This window comes from Halobacillus sp. B29, assembly GCF_052246755.1.
In the GTDB taxonomy this organism is placed as follows: domain Bacteria; phylum Bacillota; class Bacilli; order Bacillales; family Halobacillaceae; genus Halobacillus; species Halobacillus halophilus.
Genome location: NZ_JBQQCM010000012.1, coordinates 60,289 through 83,227, shown reverse-complemented (window position 1 = coordinate 83,227; position 22,939 = coordinate 60,289). Strand labels below are relative to the sequence as shown.

22 protein-coding genes are annotated in these 22,939 nt (G+C 42.3%); 18 read left to right on the top strand and 4 right to left on the bottom strand.

The window, feature by feature from the left end:
* Positions 1-487: 487 nt before the first annotated feature.
* From pgsB to ACTWP7_RS15275, 6 genes are all read left to right on the top strand, one after another.
* On the top strand, positions 488-1,669 hold the full coding sequence (gene pgsB / locus ACTWP7_RS15300; RefSeq protein ID WP_443123930.1) for a poly-gamma-glutamate synthase PgsB: 1,182 nt from the start codon (positions 488-490) through the stop codon (positions 1,667-1,669).
* Between the two features lie 13 nt (positions 1,670-1,682).
* Positions 1,683-2,132, top strand: a complete 450-nt coding sequence (pgsC, locus tag ACTWP7_RS15295) for a poly-gamma-glutamate biosynthesis protein PgsC (protein WP_014644462.1) — start codon at positions 1,683-1,685, stop codon at positions 2,130-2,132.
* 12 nt (positions 2,133-2,144) lie between these two features.
* Positions 2,145-3,305: a CapA family protein gene (locus tag ACTWP7_RS15290; RefSeq protein WP_443123929.1), complete on the top strand. Its 1,161-nt coding sequence runs from the start codon at positions 2,145-2,147 to the stop codon at positions 3,303-3,305.
* Positions 3,298-4,953 carry a gamma-glutamyltransferase gene (gene ggt, locus ACTWP7_RS15285; protein WP_443123928.1) on the top strand — a complete coding sequence of 552 codons (1,656 nt, stop codon included), beginning with the start codon at positions 3,298-3,300 and terminating at the stop codon, positions 4,951-4,953. The genes ACTWP7_RS15290 and ggt overlap by 8 nt, the downstream gene beginning before the upstream one ends.
* Before the next feature lie 21 nt (positions 4,954-4,974).
* A complete protein-coding gene (locus tag ACTWP7_RS15280) occupies positions 4,975-5,361 on the top strand; it encodes a hypothetical protein (protein WP_443123927.1) in 387 nt (128 codons plus the stop codon).
* Between the two features lie 145 nt (positions 5,362-5,506).
* Positions 5,507-5,647, top strand: coding sequence for a hypothetical protein (locus ACTWP7_RS15275; protein WP_443123926.1), 141 nt, complete (start codon positions 5,507-5,509; stop codon positions 5,645-5,647).
* Between the two features lie 328 nt (positions 5,648-5,975).
* On the opposite strand, the gene ACTWP7_RS15270 is transcribed toward ACTWP7_RS15275, so the two are convergent.
* Together ACTWP7_RS15270 and ACTWP7_RS15265 are read right to left on the bottom strand one after the other, a co-directional pair.
* On the bottom strand, positions 5,976-6,206 hold the full coding sequence (locus tag ACTWP7_RS15270) for a YjcZ family sporulation protein (protein ID WP_443123925.1): 231 nt from the start codon (positions 6,204-6,206) through the stop codon (positions 5,976-5,978).
* 115 nt (positions 6,207-6,321) lie between these two features.
* A complete protein-coding gene (locus tag ACTWP7_RS15265) occupies positions 6,322-7,158 on the bottom strand; it encodes a protein-glutamine gamma-glutamyltransferase (RefSeq protein ID WP_443123924.1) in 837 nt (278 codons plus the stop codon).
* A 285-nt stretch (positions 7,159-7,443) separates the two neighbouring features.
* Here ACTWP7_RS15265 and ACTWP7_RS15260 point away from each other — a divergent pair, with 285 nt between their 5' ends.
* From ACTWP7_RS15260 to ACTWP7_RS15240, 5 genes are all read left to right on the top strand, one after another.
* A complete protein-coding gene (locus ACTWP7_RS15260; protein WP_443123923.1) occupies positions 7,444-7,707 on the top strand; it encodes a helix-turn-helix domain-containing protein in 264 nt (87 codons plus the stop codon).
* A 202-nt stretch (positions 7,708-7,909) separates the two neighbouring features.
* Positions 7,910-8,254: an ArsR/SmtB family transcription factor gene (locus ACTWP7_RS15255; RefSeq protein ID WP_443123922.1), complete on the top strand. Its 345-nt coding sequence runs from the start codon at positions 7,910-7,912 to the stop codon at positions 8,252-8,254.
* Between the two features lie 13 nt (positions 8,255-8,267).
* Positions 8,268-9,563: an arsenic transporter gene (locus ACTWP7_RS15250; protein ID WP_443123921.1), complete on the top strand. Its 1,296-nt coding sequence runs from the start codon at positions 8,268-8,270 to the stop codon at positions 9,561-9,563.
* A gap of 502 nt (positions 9,564-10,065) precedes the next feature.
* On the top strand, positions 10,066-10,488 hold the full coding sequence (arsC, locus tag ACTWP7_RS15245; protein ID WP_089752823.1) for an arsenate reductase (thioredoxin): 423 nt from the start codon (positions 10,066-10,068) through the stop codon (positions 10,486-10,488).
* A 151-nt stretch (positions 10,489-10,639) separates the two neighbouring features.
* The gene (locus tag ACTWP7_RS15240) at positions 10,640-10,843 is read left to right on the top strand and encodes a hypothetical protein (protein ID WP_443123920.1); all 204 of its coding nucleotides are present in this window, start codon (positions 10,640-10,642) and stop codon (positions 10,841-10,843) included.
* Between the two features lie 142 nt (positions 10,844-10,985).
* Here ACTWP7_RS15240 and ACTWP7_RS15235 read toward each other — a convergent pair whose 3' ends face one another.
* Positions 10,986-12,227: a hypothetical protein gene (locus tag ACTWP7_RS15235; protein WP_443123919.1), complete on the bottom strand. Its 1,242-nt coding sequence runs from the start codon at positions 12,225-12,227 to the stop codon at positions 10,986-10,988.
* 1,076 nt (positions 12,228-13,303) lie between these two features.
* Positions 13,304-14,413 (bottom strand): oxidoreductase, encoded by a 1,110-nt coding sequence (locus ACTWP7_RS15230; RefSeq protein ID WP_443123918.1) that lies wholly within the window; start codon positions 14,411-14,413, stop codon positions 13,304-13,306.
* A 188-nt stretch (positions 14,414-14,601) separates the two neighbouring features.
* Between ACTWP7_RS15230 and ACTWP7_RS15225 the strand changes: the two genes are divergently transcribed.
* The 7 genes from ACTWP7_RS15225 (at position 14,602) to ACTWP7_RS15195 (ending at position 22,928) form a co-directional block, all read left to right on the top strand.
* Positions 14,602-15,279, top strand: a complete 678-nt coding sequence (locus ACTWP7_RS15225; RefSeq protein WP_443123917.1) for a lysozyme family protein — start codon at positions 14,602-14,604, stop codon at positions 15,277-15,279.
* A gap of 209 nt (positions 15,280-15,488) precedes the next feature.
* On the top strand, positions 15,489-16,442 hold the full coding sequence (locus tag ACTWP7_RS15220) for an LCP family glycopolymer transferase (RefSeq protein WP_443123916.1): 954 nt from the start codon (positions 15,489-15,491) through the stop codon (positions 16,440-16,442).
* Between the two features lie 377 nt (positions 16,443-16,819).
* Positions 16,820-18,121: an ABC transporter substrate-binding protein gene (locus tag ACTWP7_RS15215; protein ID WP_443123915.1), complete on the top strand. Its 1,302-nt coding sequence runs from the start codon at positions 16,820-16,822 to the stop codon at positions 18,119-18,121.
* A 64-nt stretch (positions 18,122-18,185) separates the two neighbouring features.
* The gene (locus ACTWP7_RS15210) at positions 18,186-19,154 is read left to right on the top strand and encodes a carbohydrate ABC transporter permease (protein WP_443123914.1); all 969 of its coding nucleotides are present in this window, start codon (positions 18,186-18,188) and stop codon (positions 19,152-19,154) included.
* Positions 19,141-19,980 (top strand): carbohydrate ABC transporter permease, encoded by an 840-nt coding sequence (locus tag ACTWP7_RS15205; protein WP_014644444.1) that lies wholly within the window; start codon positions 19,141-19,143, stop codon positions 19,978-19,980. The genes ACTWP7_RS15210 and ACTWP7_RS15205 overlap by 14 nt, the downstream gene beginning before the upstream one ends.
* A gap of 52 nt (positions 19,981-20,032) precedes the next feature.
* Complete coding sequence (locus ACTWP7_RS15200) at positions 20,033-21,376, top strand: GH1 family beta-glucosidase (RefSeq protein ID WP_443123913.1); 1,344 nt, start codon at positions 20,033-20,035, stop codon at positions 21,374-21,376.
* A gap of 868 nt (positions 21,377-22,244) precedes the next feature.
* A complete protein-coding gene (locus tag ACTWP7_RS15195) occupies positions 22,245-22,928 on the top strand; it encodes a CPBP family intramembrane glutamic endopeptidase (RefSeq protein ID WP_443123912.1) in 684 nt (227 codons plus the stop codon).
* The last annotated feature ends 11 nt before the right edge of the window (positions 22,929-22,939 follow it).

Below are 22,939 nucleotides of genomic sequence, written 5' to 3'. Positions count from 1 at the left end.
ACATATGTCCTAACATGGATATTTTTTGATTTTTTAGTTCTTTTTGAAATCACAGTATCAAAGTCATTAGTAAGAATTCTACCCATTTTTACATTGGATAGAAAGAAGAATGATACTTTAACGAAAATCAAATTTTTTGATCTTTTACTATACCATTTCTCATCTTTAGTAATAAGGTCCCGTATCTAATAGTTATGAAATTTCATAGTTACATATCCCTGTATAATATTCTAAAAATCACCCTATATTACGTATTTGTTACAATTAACGTCTCGAAATAACAATAATTTCCTCTGTATTTATATATTGGATTAAAAAATAAACCTTATTCCTTACGGTTAATATTAATATTTTAGTAGATATGAGGAATAGTATGGATTTTTATTATATAAATATTAAGTTTATCCCTAGCTGTTGTGAATTGAAATTATATAACTTAAACTGACTTAGGGTTACAGACTAATGAAGATAGAGGAAGTGAAAACACATGTTATTAATACCTATTGTGTTGATCACGGTTCTAATTATAGGTGCTTATGAGTGGCATCAGCATAAAAAGAACGTCAATGCCCTGCCTATCCGGGTAAACATCAACGGTATTCGAGGTAAATCAACAGTGACTCGATTAATAACCGGTATCGTGAAAGAATCAGGCTACAAAACAATAGGCAAGACCACAGGAACGTCAGCAAGAATGATCTTTTGGGACACAGAGGAAGAAAAGCCGATTAAACGTAGAAGAGAAGGGCCTAATATCAGAGAGCAAAGATTGGTCGTGAAAGAAGCGGCTGATAAGGGTGCTGAGGCATTGGTCAGTGAGTGTATGGCCGTAAATCCTGATTACCAGGTTGTATTTCAGGAAAAAATGCTGCAGGCCAATATCGGCGTTATTGTAAATGTTTTAGAAGATCACATGGACGTAATGGGACCTACACTTGATGAAGTTGCGGAAGCTTTCGTATCCACTATTCCATATGATGGTCACTTGATAGTATCCGAGAGTCCTTATGTGGATTACTATAAGAGAATTGCCGAGGAGAGGAACACGAAGGTGATCGTAGCGGATAATAGTAAAATTTCAGATTCTTATTTAAAGAAGTTTGAATATATGGTTTTTCCTGAAAATGCTTCATTATCATTAGCCGTGGCAGAAGCCATTGGAATTGATGAAGCTACGGCATCCCGAGGGATGCTAAAGGCTCCTGCTGATCCTGGGGCGATGCGCATTCTTCCACTTGGTAGTCCTGAAAAGCCAGCTTATTTTGTAAATGGCTTTGCGGCTAATGACGCCGTTTCTACTATTAATATATGGAAACGAGTAGAATTTCTCGGTTACCCCTCTGAAAATCCCATCATTATTATGAACTGCCGGGATGACAGGGTGGAGCGTACCGAACAATTCTCCAAAGATGTCTTACCTTACATCCCTACTGATACGCTCGTTTTGATAGGGGAAACCACAGAACCAATAGTTACAGATGTTAATGAAGGAAAAATTGAAGTAGATCATCTTCTGGATTTAGAGGGTTATACTACAGAACAGATTATGGAAGTTCTGTCTGAGATGTTAGAAGACCGGGTCATGTACGGAGTAGGGAACATCCACGGAGCTGCAGAACCATTGATAGATAAGTTTCACGAAAATAAACTTCAACCGATTGTCAGCTAGGAGGAAAAAGCATATGTTCGGTTCCGATTTATATATATCCCTTGTATTAGGGGTAATTTTAAGCTTGATTTTTGCTGAGAAGACCGGGGTCATGCCTGCAGGATTAGTAGTGCCAGGGTATTTAGCTCTTGTATTTGACCAGCCTATATTTATAGCCGTTGTATTATTTATTAGTTTTTTGACGTATTTAATTGTCACGTATGGCGTTTCTAAATTTATGATTCTTTATGGGCGGAGAAAGTTCGCGGCCATGCTGAGTACAGGAATAGTGCTCAAATTGCTGTTCGACTATTTTTACCCCATGGCTCCATTTGAAATATTAGAATTCCGGGGGATCGGTGTGATTGTTCCCGGCTTAATTGCCAATACCATGCAGAAACAGGGATTGATTATTACCACAGGCAGTACGCTGCTTCTAAGTGGAGTAACCTTTTTGATTATGACGGTTTATTATCTCATATAGGATGGATGTCGTATGTCTATGAAATTATCATATCAAGAGAAATTTTTACAGAAAATTAAGAAGCATAAAAAGTCTACCAATAAACACGTCATCATTGGAATTATTGTTTTATTTGTATTTATTGTAGGGTTCGAACTTTTTTATAAGCAGCCCGCTCCAGAAGCTGAAGAAAAAGAAAATTCTTACTTCAGCGCGGCTTTTGTAGGCGATATGATGTTTGGGCGGAACGTAAAAGAAGTTACAGAGAGAAAAGGGACCGATTATCTGTTCGAAAAAGTGGCTCCCTATTTCGAGTCCGCAGACTATGTAACGGGGAATTTTGAAAATCCTGTGACGCTAGAGGGGAAAAGCTACGATCAAATCGATAAGTCTATTCATTTGAGTGCAGATCCAAGTGCTGTAGAAGCTTTAAAAGATGCTAACTTTTCAAATGTAAATCTAGCTAACAACCACGCCATGGACTTTGGACCCGAGGGGCTGCTTGACACGGTTCAAACCTTTAAAGATAAAGAGCTTGATATTGTAGGTGCCGGTAAAGACCTGGAGGCAGCTCAGCAGATTGACTACAAGGAGACCAATGGGTTAAAAATAGCAACCCTGGGCTTTTCAGATGTCTACGTGTCAGGTTTTCGAGCTCTGGAATATAATCCAGGGATTGCAGCTGCAGATCCTGAGTCTTTTCTTCCTCTAGTAAGAGAGGCGAAAGAGAATGCGGATATGGTGGTCGTCAACATCCACTGGGGAGCGGAGTACGATAACAAACCTCATCCGAGACAGCAGGAAATGGCAAAGGCGATCGTGGGTGCCGGTGCAGATGTCATTATAGGCCACCACCCTCATGTCTTGTCTCCGATCGAGGTATATGATAATTCAGTGATTTTCTACAGCCTTGGAAACTTTATCTTTGATCAAGGCTGGTCCCGTACAAGAGATAGTGCTTTAGTTAACTATGACTTGATGGAAGATGGAACTGGCAGGTTTGAAATCTTACCTATGCGAATTAGGGAATCACGTCCTGCCGTGACCAATAATAAATACAATCAAAAGAAAATCTTTACTCAATTAAAACGAGGAGAGCCTGAATCGAACTTTACAGTAGAAAATGGAAAACTGGTGATCGAAGTTGACCACTCTTCCATTTTAGAAGAAGGAGAATTAGAGGAGGATGAATAAAAAAATCCTTTCTATTCTTATGATGCTGATCATTGTAACTGCAGTGGGCGTTACTTACTTTATTAGTAATCAAGGAATGGAAAAGTCTCCTAATTATGGGATTAAACCTTCTCCATCCACCGGTACTACGGAAGCATACGGAGTAAGTTCGTCACATCCTCTGGCGGTTAAAGCAGGCATGGAAGTCCTCGAAAAGGGCGGCAACGCTGTTGACGCAGCCGTTGCTGTTTCCTATGCTCTCGGAGTCGTTGAACCCTATGGGTCAGGCATCGGAGGAGGGGGAGCTATGCTGATTCACCCTGCTGACGAAGAGGAGGATCCCGTTATTTATCAATACAGGGAAACAGCACCGATTTCAGGTGCAACCCCTTCTAATAAATTTGGAGTTCCAGGCCTCGTTAAGGGTCTCGAGGCAGCCCATTCTGATTTTGGTTCCATGGCCATGGAAAAACTGTTGGAGCCCTCCATTTCACTTGCAGAAGATGGGTTTAAGGCGGATGAGCACCTTACACAGCGATTGGAGGATAATGCTCAGCGTATGCCTGTTAAAAAATTAGAACATTTCTTTCCTGATGGAGAGCCGATTCAACCGAATGAAACATTAAAACAAAAAGAATTAGCCAAAACTCTAAAAAGCATTCAATCAGAAGGTTCAGGCGCTTTTTACTCCGGAGATATCTCTGATAAACTCACGGACGGTGTAAAGGAATTAACCAAATCAGACTTAAGTAATTACAGCGTTATGAAAAGTGCTCCCGTAAAAGGTGAATTTGCAGGTTATGAAGTCTATTCAGCCCCGCCGCCATTGTCAGGTGTAACGTTAATTCAATCCTTAAAAGCCAGCGAAATGGTTGATCTAAAAGAGGCGGAAGGCAGTCAAGCTGATTACATCCATATGATTGGTGAGATAACCAAGCGAACGTACGATGATCGTGTGGAGAATATCGGCGACCCCTTATTCACTGATAAATCATACGAAGAACTGACAAAGGATGATTATGTAGAAGAATTCGCTGCTTCTATTGATATGGATCAGTTATCCGATGACTATAAAACAAGTGATACAGTGGCAGAAGAAGATCATGTCAGTACCACCCATTATGTAGTCGTAGATGCAGAGGGTAACATGGTTTCGGTAACGAATACGTTAAGCGCTTATTTTGGCTCTGGTGAAGAAATCGGCGGTTTCTTTTTAAACGATCAGCTTAAAAACTTCAGTCCTGATGACTCTTCAATAAACGGAATGGAAGCTGGAAAAAGACCGAGGAGTTTTACCAGCCCGACCATTATGACAAATGGAGACAGAAAGATAGGTATTGGTTCACCGGGAGGAGAAAGAATTCCGATGATGCTCACTGAAGTTCTTACCAAAAATGTGATGTTTGGTGAACCACTCGAGGACGCCATTGCTTCGCCCAGGTTTTATATAGAAGATGAAAATGTCTATGTAGAAAAAGATCTGGATGATGAAGTGAAGGAAGAATTAGAGGAACGAGATTATGATGTTCACCTGGAGGTAACCCCCACTTACTACGGAGGAGTCCAAGCTCTGGTTGTTGATGAAGAAGAAAACAGGGTATATGGCGGCTCAGATCCACGGCGAGCTGGTGCTTGGCAGGTTAAGGAAAATAGCATGGAAAAAGATTGATAGAAAGAGAGGGAGTTTGTCATGTTTAAAACTGTAAAATCCATTATACCATTTGTACTTCTAGGACTGGCTCTAACGTTTATGACCCAGTTCAAGCAGTGGGAAACATTATCAGCAAAAGAAGAGGTCGAGATTACGAACTTCCAAAAAGAAGCTTCAAAAGATCAATCTCAATCTAAAACAGCAGAAAATAATCAGGAGGATGGTGCAAAAGCATCTGCCACCTCAGCGAATGAAACAGAACAGACTTCCACAACCGCTGATCAGCAAAAGGAATATGCCATTACGAGCAATCAAAATATCGTAAGAGTTTATGATCAGCAAGGTGAACAAGTGTTTAAAACTACACTAAGTGATTGGAAAAAGAACCAGCGTCATTATTATGATAAATACAATTTGGATTCCTGAATATATGAGAACCACCGAGGATTGGTTCTCGGGCTGTCGAGAAAGTTTTCGACAGCTTATTTTTTTGGTGCCACTGAGAAGGTTGAGCAGGTGGAAAGAGACTGAAAGAATCAATACATAGAAATAGGATAAGAGGGGGAGGAAGTTGCCCAAAAAACTTACATCCTTATCAGGTGCGCTTTCAGGGTGGTTCTTATACTATATATCTTTTATTCTAGTTAATTTTCTGGACCAGTTCGGAGCTACGTTAACGTTAGGAGATTACATAGTTGGAATTTCAGATTAATAGTGGTTTTTCCTTTGCTCTCAAAAAGGAAGCCCGGAAAGAGCGTAAGCATTCTTAAGGCCAGCTGAAAAGAATTGTTATCCATTAATTCCTACTCCCACGCCCTATTCTATGTAACCATAACAAAAGAGAACGTGAAAGTTTCTTTCGGACTTCCCGTGGTTTCTTAAACCAAAAACCAGCACCCATCGAAAAGGAGAGCTGGTTTAAGTTTATCTCGTTCTATTTGTAAAAGGGGATTACCTTTACCTGAGCGGTTTGCAGCCTTCTCATAAGCTGGATGCTTCTAAGGGGTGTTAGCTTTTTGACTGAAAAAACAACAGATGAATTACCAGCTAATGCTGCATCCCACAATAATTAATAATATAAACAACACAATAATTAATATAAAATTGTCTTTCTGCGGAGGGCAGTGGTGTACAGGAGCACAGGACATTTGCGGGGCCATCATGTAAGGTGCATTTACATTTGCATCCATATAAGGTGCATTTACGTTCGCCCCCATATAAGGTGAATTCATGTTAGCGGCCATAGCATACGGAGAATTTAAGTTATCCATTTGAAAACTTCCTTTCCTTTTTGTGTGTTCGTCTCTATATAGTACTCGCCTACCAGAAAGTTGAGCCCGTCAACCTTAAAAATGGGTAGGTGTCACGACCACACAACTTCAACTTTCAAGGTGTCAGATTATAACTCAGCTCAAACAAGTAAGTCATATAAGATATTGAATCCTTGTTGTGATGGACGACGAAAGATGTCCTTTTATGAACACGCCCGCCACCTGAGAAATTAGCTAATTGATTGAAAGATGGTCGTGTAATTAAGCTTGCTAAATAGGCTGATTGCTGACTATCCGTCTTTCTATTTCGGTTCAGCGCTTCAATCATCTGATTTGCCGTCCTGATACTGAATCCATGTCCAAAAAAACGACCATTCCCCATGGCAATTGCATTAATCCCTCTTAACCAAGGGGTATCGGGGTCAAAATCAGGGTTATTGAAATAGACCACATCACCGGGGATAAAATGATCCGCATAAAAAGAATACAGCCCAAGGTCTTCATCCGTGTACCAGCTATATAAATAGAGTCTAGGAAAAAGAGTGTTAAAAGAGAGACTGCCCATCGTCAGCAAGATGCCGTGGTAAAAATTAATGACACAGGCGGTCGCGCATTCAAATTTATAAAGATCACTATTTTTAAAAATATCAAAAATCGCATCTGAAGGGCGCACCTGGGGCTTTAATAAGAATCCGCCAGCTTCAGTCAGGGTCCAATACTCAGGGTTACAGGAGGAACCCTTAAAGGTGGCAAAAGTTGATTCTCCTTGATCCATTTGCCTTGCGCTTAGAATAATGTTTTTTCTGGCTTTGATTACAAAGGAAAGTTCCCTTTCTGAAGAAAAAGAGTATAGGTCTTGAACTTCCTGCATAGCTTCAATGATGAATTTCCCGACTTCATCCGTGTTCAAGTAGTTGCTAGATTGAAAAGGCCGTCCGGCTACTTGGATCATATGAATCCCCCTCTTCTAAAATAAAACTTCTGTTATTGTACCTATCGTATTCATACAGGGGTGGAATCATGTTTGCATCTAAACGTGATCGTTCATCAGAATTCACAAATCGGTTACTATTATGCAAGATAAATAGTCAGCTGAAGAACCTTATTTTTTAAGGGGAAAAGGTTTAATAGAGGTCCTCATGAACTTTACCTGGATTTTACGTGGAGTTTATCTCAGATTTACAACCACCCATTAACTTATAAGTATATACTTATATCATTATTGAGGAGGTCACGTATGGTAACTCAAAGACCATGTAAAGGGTTTGGTGCAGAGATTCGTCTTTTAAGGGAAGAGAAAAAAATGACAGAGGAAGAGTTTGCCTGGCTCCTGAATACGGATACGAAAGCAATTAATCGTTTGGAGAAGGAGCAATTGTATCCTTCCTCTAATCTGATAAAACGGATCGCGGATAGTCTTCGTATCGATGAAGCTAAGGTTCTCCAACGGGTCTGGTGTGATTTACCTGAAGAATGCTCAAAAAGCAGGATGAACGCTTAATGGAAGTTCTTGCTGTTGCGATCCTTTTCGTTATAAGTGTAGGAATTGTGTGTGGATTTCTGCTCAGATTTGGAAAAAAACCTGTACGATCAAGGTATATGGAATCGAAGTGGCTTTCCAGTAGAGAAAAATATAAGGAGCGGGAATAATTTTCGTTGCAAATATAAGTATATACTTATATACTGATTCCCGAGGTGATGTTATGGAAAAAACCATCATACAGATAGAGGATGCAGCCAAAACGCTGAAGCTTTTGGGAGATAAAAGCCGTTTAACAATTGTAGGCCTCCTGAAGGACGGGGAATGCTGTGTCTGTGAATTTGTTGAAGTATTAGAGATGAGTCAGCCTTCTGTCAGTCAGCATCTTAGGAAATTAAGAGACGCTGGACTTGTGAAAGAAAAGCGGAAAGGTCAATGGATTTTCTATTCTTTGAATGATCAGCATGAAACGTATCCAATCATACAGCAATTATTAGATCAAATACCGGATCAGAAAGAAAAGTTAGCGGCATTGGAGGAAGCCGGTTTACGTATCCAATGCGATTAGTAGGGGGATTCTCTTGAATTTGGCAATTGTAGCAACCATTATTTTTTTACTTACATTAGTTTTCGTTATCTGGCAGCCCAAGAATCTGGGGATAGGCTGGTCAGCCTGTGCCGGAGCCGTCTTAGCCTTACTCTTTGGCGTTGTGGATTTCAATGACGTACTCGCCGTAACTGATATCGTCTGGAACGCAACGCTTGCTTTTGTGGCCATCATCATTATTTCCTTAATCCTTGATGAAATCGGCTTTTTTGAATGGGCCGCTCTGCATATGGCACGCATAGCTAAAGGCGATGGCCGGCGGATGTTTATTTACGTTACTCTGCTTGGCGCTGTTGTAGCCGCTTTATTTGCGAATGATGGGGCAGCTTTAATCTTAACACCGATTGTGCTCGCCATGGTTCGAAATTTAAATTTCAAGGAAGCCATGATCCTGCCATTTATTATGGCGAGTGGATTTATCGCGGATACGACTTCACTGCCTTTGATTGTCAGTAACCTGGTGAACATTGTTTCTGCCGATTTCTTTGACATTGGTTTTATTGAATACGCATCTCGAATGATCGTTCCCAATCTATTTTCATTAGTGGCGAGTATTCTTGTGTTATTTGTTTTCTTCAGAAAAAGTATTCCTGAGAACTATGATTTATCCCAGTTGAAGAAGCCGAATGAAGCGATTCAGGACCACAAAATGTTCCGCATGTCCTGGGCCGTTCTGGCAGTACTTTTAGTCGGTTACTTCGCAAGTGAGCCGCTCGGAATTCCGGTTTCCATTATTGCTGGAATTGTAGCTATTTTCTTTCTAATCATGGCTCAAAGAAGTGCCGCTGTGAAAACAGGAGAAGTGGTTAAAGGCGCTCCATGGGCAATTGTGTTCTTCTCGTTAGGCATGTATGTCGTCGTTTATGGACTGCGGAATGTAGGATTAACCGATATGTTAGCCAGTGTCATTCAGGCGGCAGCGGACCAGGGATTATTTGTAGGAACCATATCGATGGGATTCATTGCTGCGATTCTTTCATCGGTAATGAATAACATGCCGACCGTGATGATTGATGCGCTGGCGATTTCTGATACGAACACGACAGGGACTATGAGGGAAGCCCTCATTTACGCCAATGTGATTGGCTCTGACCTTGGGCCGAAAATTACACCGATTGGGTCGCTTGCCACTCTGCTTTGGCTTCATGTTCTCTCAATGAAAGGCTTCCGCATTTCATGGGGATACTACTTTAAAGTTGGAATTGTGCTGACCGTTCCTACCTTATTTATTACGCTAGTCGGATTATATGTATGGCTTTTAATTATCTAATTATTATTTAAATAAAAAGCTCTAATAACCGTTGATGTTTTTTACAAGCATGTTATTGCACTATCGGAACGGATTGTGGAAGACTCGAATTCGAGATAAATCGTGGTCCGTTACTTAAAAGGTATAAGGGTTGGTGGGGGAATAACTCGTCTTGTTCCATCACCCAGACACTCGAGACATAAGCCGTTCATCAACGGACGGCAAGACCACCGTCCTTTTGATGCTCGGCTTATGCTGTTCGTGTCTATCGGGGTGATTCCACATTTGGACACTTTCCTATGGGGAAACGGTGAGCTTCCTCGCTCGTTTCACTCCCTGCGGGATCTCACCTAGTTCCTTCTCCCATGGGAGTCTCGCCATTTCCCCACCTACCCAACCATATCTGATGAACGGACCCTTCCTGCCATCAGATATATTGAAACTGAGTCTTACAGAAACGGAAGCTTATTTGCAGCAAGCAATACCGAGATTGGATAAACCAAACAAAAAGGAGAAATTTACGATGTCTGAAAAACCAGTTGTTTACTTTCTATGTACAGGAAACTCTTGCCGCAGCCAGATGGCTGAAGGATTTGGAAAAGAATATTTAGGGGATAAGTACGACGTCCGTTCTGCCGGAATTGAGGCTCATGGATTAAACCCGAACGCGGTAAAAGCGATGAACGAAGTGGATATTGATATTACAGATCAAACTTCCGATATTATTGATCCTGATACCCTGAACAACGCAGCCTACGCCATCACGCTGTGCGGGGATGCTAATGATAAATGTCCAATGACTCCGCCGCATGTTGAACGCTACCACTGGGGATTTGATGATCCAGCTAAAGCAGAAGGAACGGAAGAAGAAAAATGGGCCGTTTTCCAAAGAGTTCGTGACCAAATAGGTGAGCGAATTCAACGGTTTGCTGAAACGGGAGAATAGATAAAAAGTCTTTAGAACAAGATTAACATGTATACAGGAAATCGTTTTTTTCATCCATTAAGCCGACCAAATTCTTCCTTTTGGTCGGCTTAATATGTTACAGTATTTTAAAATATCTTTCAGTCAAAACGGCTAAGAGGGGGAGAGGAACGTGATAGATTTCTTAGAGAACGTTTATGAAATTTCGATAGCTGTTCTGCTTCTATGTTCACTCTTTTATGTTCGCCAGCTGAAAAAAACAAAGAAGGAAAGAGGATTGTCGTCTTTCGAACAAGTGATGTATGTTGTAACTCAAATAGGCATTATGGTTTGGCTGGGCAGTTTTCTTATTCTTACCTATGGAGTAAATGCCTGAATTTCTTCATACATTTATACGTATAGAGATGAATGAGTAGATCAAAAATGGGGGACTGGTTTCAATTAAGAAATCAGTCCCGGCTTATTGAGTCGATTATATGATTAAATAGGGAGAAACAGAACATCGTCCAAGTACCTGATCAGCTGGCTTTTTGGGCGTTCTTTTTTTCCTGAGCAGCTTCTTTCTTTTCTTCGGCAGCTTCTTTTTTCTCTTCTTCAGCTTCCTGCTTTTCTTCCTCCGCTCGCTTAATCTGTTTATAACGCTGGCGCTGACGGTATCCATAAGTAGAGGATAGGACAACCTCTTCATTTTCAAGTACGGATCCCAATGCACCAATAATGGTTGAAATGCTGGTTGCCGTCCAGGCGATATAAAAATAGTGACTGTAACCGACAGTGCCGGACAGTTGTGACTCCAGCATACCAATTGGAATAATCATGATGACAGCGAGTGAAAACAAAACAAATAGTAGAGTGTAATATAAACAAACGGTGATAAAGAGCGTCAGAAGCGTAGCTGTATTGTAGAACTTACGTATGATATCCGCCCGTTCCTTGTTGGGTTTTTCCCATAAATTGTGCGCGACAACTACCCATCCGACCATAGCTAGAATCGACACGATCGAAAGCATGAACATTCGCCAGACATCGTAATTGTTGGCAAGCTGCCATAGCGTAGGGAAAACAAGGGCATAGGCTCCTGTGGTAAAGGCGATGACAATGACTTTCATAAAAGCTGGAAACATCGCCCAGGGACGGTTAGCACGTACCATCCCGGATATTAGACGCAGGGCTCCGCTGCCCCGGGAGTTTACCAGAAATCGAACGTCAACGTTTGAGTCCTCCTCATCGGGCGTTTCACGCCGTATGGGTGAAAGTCGCTCAAAGGCACGAGTGCCGACGAGGCTTGTGGAGTTTTTATTTCGCAACTCGTGGTGATCTTCCTTATCTTTTGATTGAATTCTTTCCTCTGCCTCTTCCCGTTCTTCTTCCGAGCTTCCATAATACATTTCGTTGACTAACTGTAAGATGGATTCCCTAACGCGTTTGACCATCGGAGTCGAACCCAGGCTGGGAAGGCTGATTAAAGCAACATGTCCTTCTTCATAACCTTCAGCCACGATTAGTCTTTTGTTATTGAATAGAGGGAGGTCGGTGATGCAGACGGAAAAGTCCCAATCCTCTTCGTCTTTTTTGTCCATAGTCGCATTTAATACTTCTATAGAATCTTCGGTCACTCCTGTAAGAGCGTTGATGACATATTCTACTTCCCAGTTATATTCGTCAGCTACGTAATAGCTGAGCCATTCAGGCAATTCTTGCTCCATTCTCTTCCCTAATTCTTTAGGATATCCGGGAGGTGCAATTAAACCTAATCTCATTGTTGATGCTCCCATGGTGATCACCTCTGTTTACTAATTCCTCCACATGTATTACCCAGAAAGCGAAGTATAAAAACGCGTTTCGAAAAAATTATACCTATATAGTAAAAAGAATCTGGCCCTGCACGACGCAGGGTCGTTCGACGTTGCCACAGGATGTGGCGATCTTAGTCGAACTTCTTGTATGTGTTGAGCCTCCTCGAGCAATGAACTGCGGGTCTCACCGATCATGTTCATGAGGCCACTGAGAAACACCATTCTACCATAGGGGAGTTGGTAACGTTTGTTGTTGCTTCTCACGACTCGCTGGTCGGTGGATGCTTGCCGCGGGCACGGCCTCAGCTAACTTGGTCAAGAAGATCACTTGACCAAGTGGATCTTCGGCTCACGCTGTTTCCGCAGGCATCAACACCGAACGCTCATCGTGGAATCAACGAAAACCCATCTGAAAAGAGGGGTTTTTTGGAACTTATAAAAGTAAAAGAACCTGGAGGGATGCTAAATCCATACGGGACGCTTTTTTTGGAGTCTACCTTTCATAAATTTTTAGTTTTTCAGCGACCTCATGTTCATCCGCAGGTCTACATCGTCCCCTCCGGACCTTGCGATATATAGAGCTCGAAATCCTCTACGAAAACGCCTGGTCCATGAGAAAGGAAAACCTGGATGCACCGTTAATTTTCAGCATTTTCAGGGATGTAAACTTTGCTATAGAAGCATTTAAGATTAATGTAGGACGCTGGTTTCTCTTATAGGAGGGCCCGTTCTTATCCTATAGTTGGGTTGGTGGGGAAATGGCGAGACTCCCGTGGGAGAAGGAAGTAGGCGAGATCCCACAGGGCGCAGCCCGAGGAAGCTTGCCGGTTCCCCCACAGGAAAGCGAGCTATTTCCCCACCAGCCCTATACCTATAAAGTAATGGACCCAATTCATCTCGAAACTGAGTCTTCCACAATCCGGCCCTATATTTCAATAAGTCTTATATGAAAAATCAATCACCAGTACTAGAAGAATATTAGTAAAGGGTATAAAAAAGCTGCTCTCCTTATTGATTGGGAGAGCAGCTTTTGTCGTAAACTATTTCACGAGTTCCATTTGTAATTCATGATCCTTGATGTCAGCTTGAGGCAATAATGTAGATTCGAAATCGAATTCGTTCAAGTTCTGTCCAAGCTGAACTTTATTCGGAAGATCTGGATTGGCAAGCGCGCTGGTACCTAGCGAGATTAGATCGGCCTGTTTTCCTTCCAGTACTTTTTCTGCTCTCACAGGGTCGCCTAGTTTTCCATTTGCGATGACAGGAAGTCCGCTGAAATCTTTCGCTGCCTGAGCTAACGTACGGCTGTCCTTTCCGAAGGAAGGAGCAGAACCGTCCCCGTCTGTCACATGGATATAGTCGAGAGAGCTCTTTCCAAGTGTTGAGAAAATGTACTCAGCTTCATCCTCGCCCTCGGCCCATTTGTGTTCAGGGTCTGATACTTTTATTTGAGACATGCGAATCCCTATCATAAATTCTTCACCCACAGCTTCGCGTACATCTTGAATGACTTCAATGAACAAGCGGAGGCGATTTTCAACAGAACCGCCATATTGATCCTCTCGATCGTTCAAATAATCGGTTAAGAATTGGTCGAGCAAGTACCCGTTTGCCCCGTGAAGCTCCACGCCATCAAAACCTGCGCTCTTAGCCCTCTGTGCACTTTGTACGAAGGATTCTTTCACTTGTTTAATATCTTCTTCCGTCATTTTTTTTGGTGTCTGGAAGGGGCCAGAACCACCGTAAAAACCAAGCTGTTCGCCTTTAGGAGCGTTCTCTGAAGGAGCAATCGTCTCCTCGGTATAGGCATTTCCCTGACTTTGTCCACCAGCATGCATAAGCTGAGCAATTAAGTGAGCGCCTTCTTGATGGACTGTTTCCACTACAGGTTCCCAGGTCTTCATCTGTTCATCATTCGCAAGCCCCGGTTGATTGTAATAGCCCTGGCTATACTTTTCATCTGTATAAATGCCTTCTGTGATAATCGTGCCAAAGCCGCCTTTAGCGAACCTTTCGTAATAACGTCTCATCTTTTCATTCGCATGACCGTTATCGAAAGCGCTGATCCGCGTCATAGGTGCCACAACGAAGCGATTGTTTAAGGACACGTTTTTTACATGTATATCTGAGAATAGATGTTCAAATTTCATGATTCCACTCCCTTTCCTTTTGGTCTACTTTCACATCATAAGGTGGGTATATCTCAACTTCAAGATATATGCTCGCTATCTATCTCAAGCGTTCTATGGAGATAACGACACAAGATAGGGTGTTACTATTAGAAATGGATAATTTTTCATTTTTTGGGGTAATAGATTGATAGGAGGCGTTTTAGTATATGAAACGACAAACCTTTTTTATTTTACTTGCCTGCTCCAGTTTTATTTTAATTGTAACCCTGCTTCTTGTTACATCACGTTCTACTGATCAAAAGTCTACGAAAGATACCACGGAAATGTCTGAGGTAAGCTCTGAAGATGCCGAAGAAGACATCATAAAAATCAGTTATGATGGCGAGCAATTCCCGATTGCAGAAACGCCTGACGTTTCAGAAAGTGTCCAGCAGTACGAAGAACAAATTGAAAAACACGCTGCATCGTATGAAGTGGAGGATTACTCCAATTTGATTATGGCCTTGATGATGCAAGAGTCTCAAGGGAAAGGAGAAGATCCGATGCAGGCTTCTGAATCCTTATGCGGTGAAACTGGGTGTATTGATGAACCTTCACAATCCGTTAAACAGGGTGTCTACTATTTTTCCGAAGTTCTAAATCAAGCCAATGATGATGTGAAGCTGGCTTTGCAATCCTATAACTTCGGTAATGGTTTTATTGACTATGTAAAAGAAAATGGAGGAGCTTACACGAAGAAGCTGGCCATTCGCTATTCTCAGAAGATGTTTACGAACTTAAAAGATTCCGGCCATTACACCTGCCGTACACCGGAAGAAGCAGAATTGAATGCGTGTTACGGAGATTTTAACTATGTTGGAGAAATTCTCAAGTATTTTGAGTGACCTGTACAGATATACGAACCCCCATTCATACGCAGGCCAGCGTCTACTGGGCTGGGTGTGAATGGGGGTTGTTGTGTAACCCATTCACTTATCTATATTCACTGCGTTTACTACCTTTTGTATTATTTTAAATTATCTTGTAGAATGATAGGTTGATAGATATAATGGAAATAGTGTGAAATTTAGATAGAATCTGGAGTGAAGAATAAATGTCTCGTTCTTCTAGGTTAAAAATGAAAAAGGGGAAATGGTGGAAAATCCCGCTCCTTTTACTGGCATTCATATTAATTGGCGGGGGCGTGTACGCCTATACCATCTATAGTGGTGCGAAAAATACAGTTGATAAAAAAATGCAGGAACAAGTAACAGCTATAGATACCGAAGTAACCACAAAGAAAATGAAAGAGAAAGAACCGTTAAATATCCTCCTGATGGGAGTAGACGAGAGAAGTGGTGATCGCGGTCGTTCGGATGCCTTGATGGTGTTGTCCGTCGATCCCGAGAACAACCGCAGCCAGCTCATCAGTATTCCTCGTGATACAAGGACCGAAATGATCGGCGATGATCCGCAGGCCGGCAATATGGATAAGATTAACCATGCTTACGCGTTTGGCGGTACAGATATGGCTGTGAATACCGTGGAGAACTTCCTGGATTTCGAACTTGATTATTATGTGAAGATGAACATGGAAGGTTTATCCGAAATGGTCGATGCAGTTGGCGGAATAACCGTAGACAATGAACTGAGCTGGACCGATACCGGTTATTATGAAAAAGGATATAAATACGAAAAGGGCAATATTGAAATGAATGGTGAGAAGACGATGGGGTACGTTCGGATGAGATACCAGGATCCGAACGGTGATTTCGGACGGAACGAACGTCAGCGTAAAGTCATTCAAGGGATAATCGATAAAGGCGCTAGTGTCGGATCCGTAAACAAAATCGGTGATATTATGGATGTTCTCGGAGATAACGTCACGACGAATATGGATTTCAGTACGATGCAGAATATGCTGATGAATTACCGAAGTGCCCGCGAAAACATGACGACGTATCAGATGACAGGAAGCGGTACAAAAATCGATGGCATTTATTATCTTCAGGTTCCTGACGAAGAGGTAGAGAATGTGCAGGAAATGGTTAAAGAATATAGTTCCTGAATTGAAAACAGTCTCTACGGAGGCTGTTTTTTTATAGGCTGCGGTATTTTCTTTAAAGTCGGCCAAGGTGCAATCCTTCATATGAAAAATAGTAAATAATTTAACAGAATAGGTGCTTAAAGCCCTTATTCCGCAGCTTAAGAATCGAAAGCGGTTTCTTTTTTTGTAAAAAAACCTTGAAAACGGATACATTTCGTCTTATAATCAAAGTAAGTTAAACGAAGGGCTATTTTTTTTACACCAACCGGAAACCGGTTTCGGAACAGTTTTAATAAGGTTTTCTCTTTTTTTAAGTAAAACGGAAACCGGTTTCGATAAAGGGTGTAAGCGAGTAGAACTCTTCGGATATTCATTATTTAATTCAAGGGGGAAACGCAGTGAAGTTTAAGAAGAGTTTGCTAGTTGGTCTGCTTCTCGGTTTAAGTTTGATTTTGTTTGCGTGCAGTAATGATGATGGGAACGCTTCAGGTGAAGGTGACGGAAGCGATGGAAACAACGGGGAAAAAGTTGAACTGGATTTCTGGGTGTTTGGAGCCACGAATTACGAGTCCCTGGCTAAAGAATATGAGGAAGAAAATCCGAACGTTACCATTAAAATCCGTAAGTCTGAACTTGGAGATCACCACAATAGCTTATTCACAGCCATTTCTTCTGGAACAGGCGCACCGGACTTAACGATGATTGAAGTGGATCAGCTGGATCGCTTCCGAGAAGCGCAGGAGCGTTTTACGAATTTATATGACCTGGGAGCGGGCGACATCCAGGATGAATATTTAGATTGGAAATGGAAAGTAGCGGAGAATGAATCTGGAGATTTCCTATTCGGACTTCCGACTGATATCGGACCGAAAGCCATGTATTATCACACAGGCGTATTTGAAAATGCAGGTCTTCCAACAGATCCTGCAGAGGTAAAAGAGCAAATTTCCAGTCCAGAAGCTTTTAAAGAGGCGGCAGCAAAAGTACAGGAAGCTACCGGAAAGCCAATGGTCGATAGTATGGAAATGGCGTTCCGTGCGAACATGGATGCTCTTGAAGTGAGCTATTTCAACCGTGAAGGTGAGCTGCTTATTGAAAATCCGGATAACAAAGTAAAAGATGCCTATGATTTTGCAGTTGAGTTAAAAGAACAGGGATATGTAGGATCTTATGAAATGTGGACGCCGGAATGGGCAACAGCGTTAAACAAAGGTGAATTTGCTGTAGAGATGGCTCCTGCCTGGTTGAAAGGTTACATGACCGAAAACGCACCAGAAGCTGAAGGTGAATGGCGCGTAACGACTTTGCCTGAACAGTTCTCTGGAAACTGGGGCGGATCTTACATCTCCATTCCAAAAGAAACGGAGCATGCTGAAGAAGTTTATAAATTCTCCAAATGGCTAGTCAATCCTGAAAACCAATTGAAGTCATTTGTAGAAAGCGGATTATTCCCATCCACTCCAGCTACGTATGAAATGGAAGAGTTTACTCAGAATTCGGACGAGTACTTTGGCGATCAAAATACAGCAGAAGTATTTGCTGAAGCGGCTCAAAAAGTTACCGCTACCTATAAAGGACCAAACTATGTAACGGTGAACAACGAAATTTTGACAGCTCTTCAAAACGTAAGTGAAGGAGCGAACCCAGAAGAAGAATGGGAAGCTGCTGTTACTAGAATCAAGGACATTATGAAACGATAATTTTTAAATCAAAGGGCTGGATGCTGCTTATGATCTGGCCCTTTATTAATAGGAGGTTGTCTGGGTGGATTTAACTAGGTCTAAGGCTAAGGACAAGGCTGAACCGAAAAAAAGAAAGCTATCTGAAGGTAAAAAAGATATGCTTTCCGGCTATTTATATGTAGCTCCCTTCTTTATCATTTTCGGCATCATCGGTTTGTACCCCGCTATATTCAGCATCTATCTTGCTTTTCAAAAGTGGAGCGGGTTTGGCGAGATGGAATACGTCGGCATGCAGAACTTTACATTGGTACTTCAGGATCCATTATTTTGGAAGTCCCTTTATAACACGCTTATTATCGGGGTTATGGGTACCGCCCCGCAATTGATAGTTGGTATTATACTCGCTTACTTTTTAAATTTAGCGGTCATTAAGTTTACAAATTTCTTCCGTGTGACCATTTTTATGCCATATATTACGTCAATGGTTGCGGTCGCATTAGTGTTTGGTGTCTTTTTTAGTAACAACGAGTCAGCCCTTGCGAACTATGTCATCGGCTGGTTTGGCGTGGATCCTATCAACTGGAAAACTTCAGAATGGGGAGCGAAGATTGCCATTTCCTTAATGGTGTTCTGGAGATGGGTAGGATATAACACGATTATTTATCTTGCTGGACTTCAAAGTATTCCTAAAGATTTGTACGAAGCGGCGAAGATCGATGGGGCGAACGGCGTGCAGCAGTTCTTCCACATTACGATTCCTCTTTTAAAACCATTCATCGTGTTAACCGTCTTTATGTCCACAGTTGGAGCACTTCAACTCTTCGCAGAGCCTACTGTTTTCCTTGGTGGATCAGCGTTTAACCGTGATGAAGCGATGACGGTCGTTATGTACTTATACCGGGATGCCTTTAACCTGAACTCCTTCGGTACAGCATCTGCAACGGCAGTCTTACTGCTTATCATTATTGTGATTATTGCATCCATCAACACTTGGTTAACATCAGGGTCTAAACGACGCAAGAAAGTGAGGGCTAAACATGCCAAAGGATAATAAGAAAAAATTCTCTATGAAATCGGTTCCGATATATGCCGTGCTGATCTTCGCATCTCTCTTATCCTTATTTCCGTTTTACTGGATGTTTGTTATGGCGACAAGGCCAAGTGAAGCGTATAACTCCATTCCGCCAGCTATGATTCCCGGGACGAAGCTGGTTGAAAACTTTCAAAATGTGCTGGATCAGATTCCGTTCTTCCAGGCCATGTGGAATACGTTTCTGCTCTGTACCATTACGACACTGCTCGTGCTGTTGATTAGTTCACTTGCTGGATTTGCGTTTGCCAAGTTCCACTTTCCAGGAAAAAACGTTTTATTTGTATCGATTTTGCTCACGATGGTTATTCCACCTCAACTTGGATTAATTCCGCAGTATTATCTGGTTTCCCAACTAGGATGGCTTGATACATTATTTGGAGCGGGTATCGTTTACCTGCTTAATCCGCTCGGAATTTTCTTAATGAGGCAATATGTCAGCCAGTCGGTGCCTGATGAATTAATTGAAGCGGCTAAACTGGACGGGTGTTCGAACTTCAGGATTTACCGCAGTATCGTACTGCCGATTATTAAGCCGGCCTTTGCGACGCTTGGAATTATCGTCTTCACGCTAGTATGGGGCGAGTTCCTGTGGCAGTTCACGGTATTACGGAGTCCGGAATCTTATACACTTCAGGTAGCGCTCGCTTCCTTGAACGAATCGTATAATATGGACTTTGGCATGGTGCTGTCCGGTGTGTTCTGGGCAACTGTACCACTCATCATCATTTTCCTTATGTTTAATAAACTATTTATTTCAAGTATTACAGAAGGTTCTGTGAAGTAAGAAATCGCATGAACATACGACTTAACTATAAAGCTATTCGGAGGTACGGAACATGACAACAATCGAATTTCCTAAATCAATGAAATGGGGAGCGGCTACAGCGGCCTACCAAATTGAAGGCGCAGCCGATAAAGGCGGCAGGGCTCCTTCGATCTGGGATACCTTTTCGCATACTCCAGGAAACGTGAAAAATGGTGACAACGGGGACTATGCGTGTGACAGCTACCACAAGTATGAAGAAGATGTACAGCTATTAAAGGAGCTGGGCGTGGACGTGTATCGCTTTTCTATTTCCTGGCCACGTGTCATTCCTCAGGGAAAGGGAGAGGTGAACCCTGAGGGAGTCGCCTATTACCAGCGTTTAATAGACTCGCTTATTGAGAATGGAATCGAACCCATGATCACGTTGTATCACTGGGATTTACCGCAGACGCTTCAGGATCAGGGCGGCTGGGAAAACCGCGATACGGTCGAAGCATTTCAGGAGTACGCGAAGGCTATGTATGAAGCGTTTGGAGATCAGGTAAAGAACTGGATTACCATTAACGAACCGTGGTGTGCTTCTTTCCTTTCCAATTACTTAGGAGTCCATGCTCCGGGTAAACAGGATCTTCAGGCAGCTGTTGACGTCTCCCACCACTTATTGCTAGCGCACGGAAAAGCAGTGGAAGCCTTTCGTGAGATGGTTCCTGACGGTGAAATCGGCTATGCACCGAACGCGGACTGGCTGGAGCCGTTCAGTTCGGCTGAAGAGGACCATGAGGCCTGCCGCCGCGAGATGCAATGGAAGGTCGAGTGGTTTATGGATCCAGTGTTCAAAGGCACTTATCCAGATCTTCTTCAATCCATTTTTGCCGAGAACAATGCGTACCTTAAAGTTGAAGAGGGCGATATGGAAACGATATCTCAGCCGATTGATTTTATGGGAATCAACTATTATTCGGGCAGTATTGCGCGCTATAAAGAAGGTAGCGGATTGTTTGAAGCTGAACCGATATGGGTGGACTACGATAAGACCGATATTGGCTGGCCCGTCTATTCAGAGGGCTTCTATAAACTATTAACTTATATTCATCAGCAATACGGTGAGGTTCCGATTTATATCACGGAAAATGGAGCCTGCTACAACCATGAAGTAGAAAACGGCATCGTTAACGATCAGCCGCGTATTGATTATTTGAAAAAACACTTAACTGCTCTTCATCGTGCCATGAAATCTGGGGTTCCGATTAAAGGATATATCCTCTGGTCGCTGCTTGATAACTTCGAGTGGGCGGAAGGGTACAGCAAGCGATTTGGATCCGTTCATGTTAACTACAGGACATTTGAAAGAACGAAGAAAGAGAGCTATTACTGGTATCAGCAGACGGTTCATAATAACTGGTTCGAGATTTAAGTTAAAAGCTTTGTTAAAATTCAATATTGGTTTTAAAGTTAAGCTTCCGATACTGGAAGACCAGTTTCGAGACAATTGGGACCGTTATGTTAAATGGAAAAGTGTTGGTGGGGAAATAATTCGCTTTCCTGTGGGGGAACTGGCAAGCCTCCTCGGTCGTTTTCACTCCCTGTGGGGTCTCGTCTCGCTCCTTCTCCCACGGGAGTCTCATCATTTCCCCACCAACCCCAGCGTTTTTTTGTGAACGGACCCTTCCAGAAGAGGAAGGGTCGCCTCCTTAACCTGTATGAAATGCTTTTATGACGGGGTATTGCGGGTTGTTCATCCTGAAAATAGGTAGAAAACACATGGTCTAATTCCTCATCACGCAGGTGATGGTTGTAGTGGTTTCGAGCTTCTGATTGGGCAAGGTCCGGAGGGGGATGACGAAGACTCCTGCGGGATGAACATGATCGGTGAGACCCCGGAGAGCGTTAGCTCGAGGAGGCTCAGCACATGGCCGCGGAAAGCGAGTCATCCCCCGCAGGACCTCTCCTCTCATAAGATATTTCGAAACGGAGTTTTACAGTAACCGGCCCTATCGCGTAATAAGCTTCTTTATGAAAAATCAACAATAAACTTTCAGAACTAAGCTAAAAAGACTGTCGGGAGATGATCCTGGCAGTCTTTTTCTTTTTATTATCACTGGAAATTGAAACGGTTTTCTTCTATATACGTATATAAAGATGCTTCCTGAAGATGGTTATTAAGTCCATAGAATGAAGAGAATTTGATTGGGGAAGTCCATTGGAAGAATCACTTTTCATTTCAACATTAGGAGAGAGCCACTTTCTGTACGTAACCTACTTATTGAAATGGGGTGGCAAGCATGATTAAGAGTCTGGCCCTTTGGTTTTCAATCATTATAGGTGGATTCATCCTGTTTATCATCACGCAAATTCCTTTTCAAATGGGGCTGTTTGGTGGATATGAGGGTGCTGGTTTAACTTTCGTTGGATTATTACAAGCCATAACGATCATTCCTTTATTGTACATGGGATTACGATTTTTAAAGATGAATTTTAGAAGCATAGGCGTAACCACTGATAATTGGAAAAAGGATAGTCTATTGGGGGCAGCTGTAGCGATTGGATGGGCCCTAGTGCAATTTATTTGGATCATCCCGCATACAGGCGGGGCTTCCCGTGAAGATGTAGCTGAGATACTTATGATGCTTGATTCTAACTGGGTGAATATTTTGTGGTATTTACCTTTGGGTATCATTGGTGGAGGGATAGTTGAAGAGTTATACAACCGTGGTTTTTTTATTGGCGCGCTAGCTGGCATTTTTAAAGACTCTAAATTTGTATTGTATATAGCTTCTGCTTTCTCCATTTTGTTTTTTGCAGCGGGTCATTTACCAGCAGGTTTTGTAGAATGGGTGGATCTTCTTATACCTGGTACAGCTTATACATTGCTTTATTTATATACGAACCGATTAACCGCACCTATGGTAGCTCATGGACTGTGGAACACTATAGTCGTCATTGTAGTCCCCATCCTTTATTCATAGTTTGGTCGACT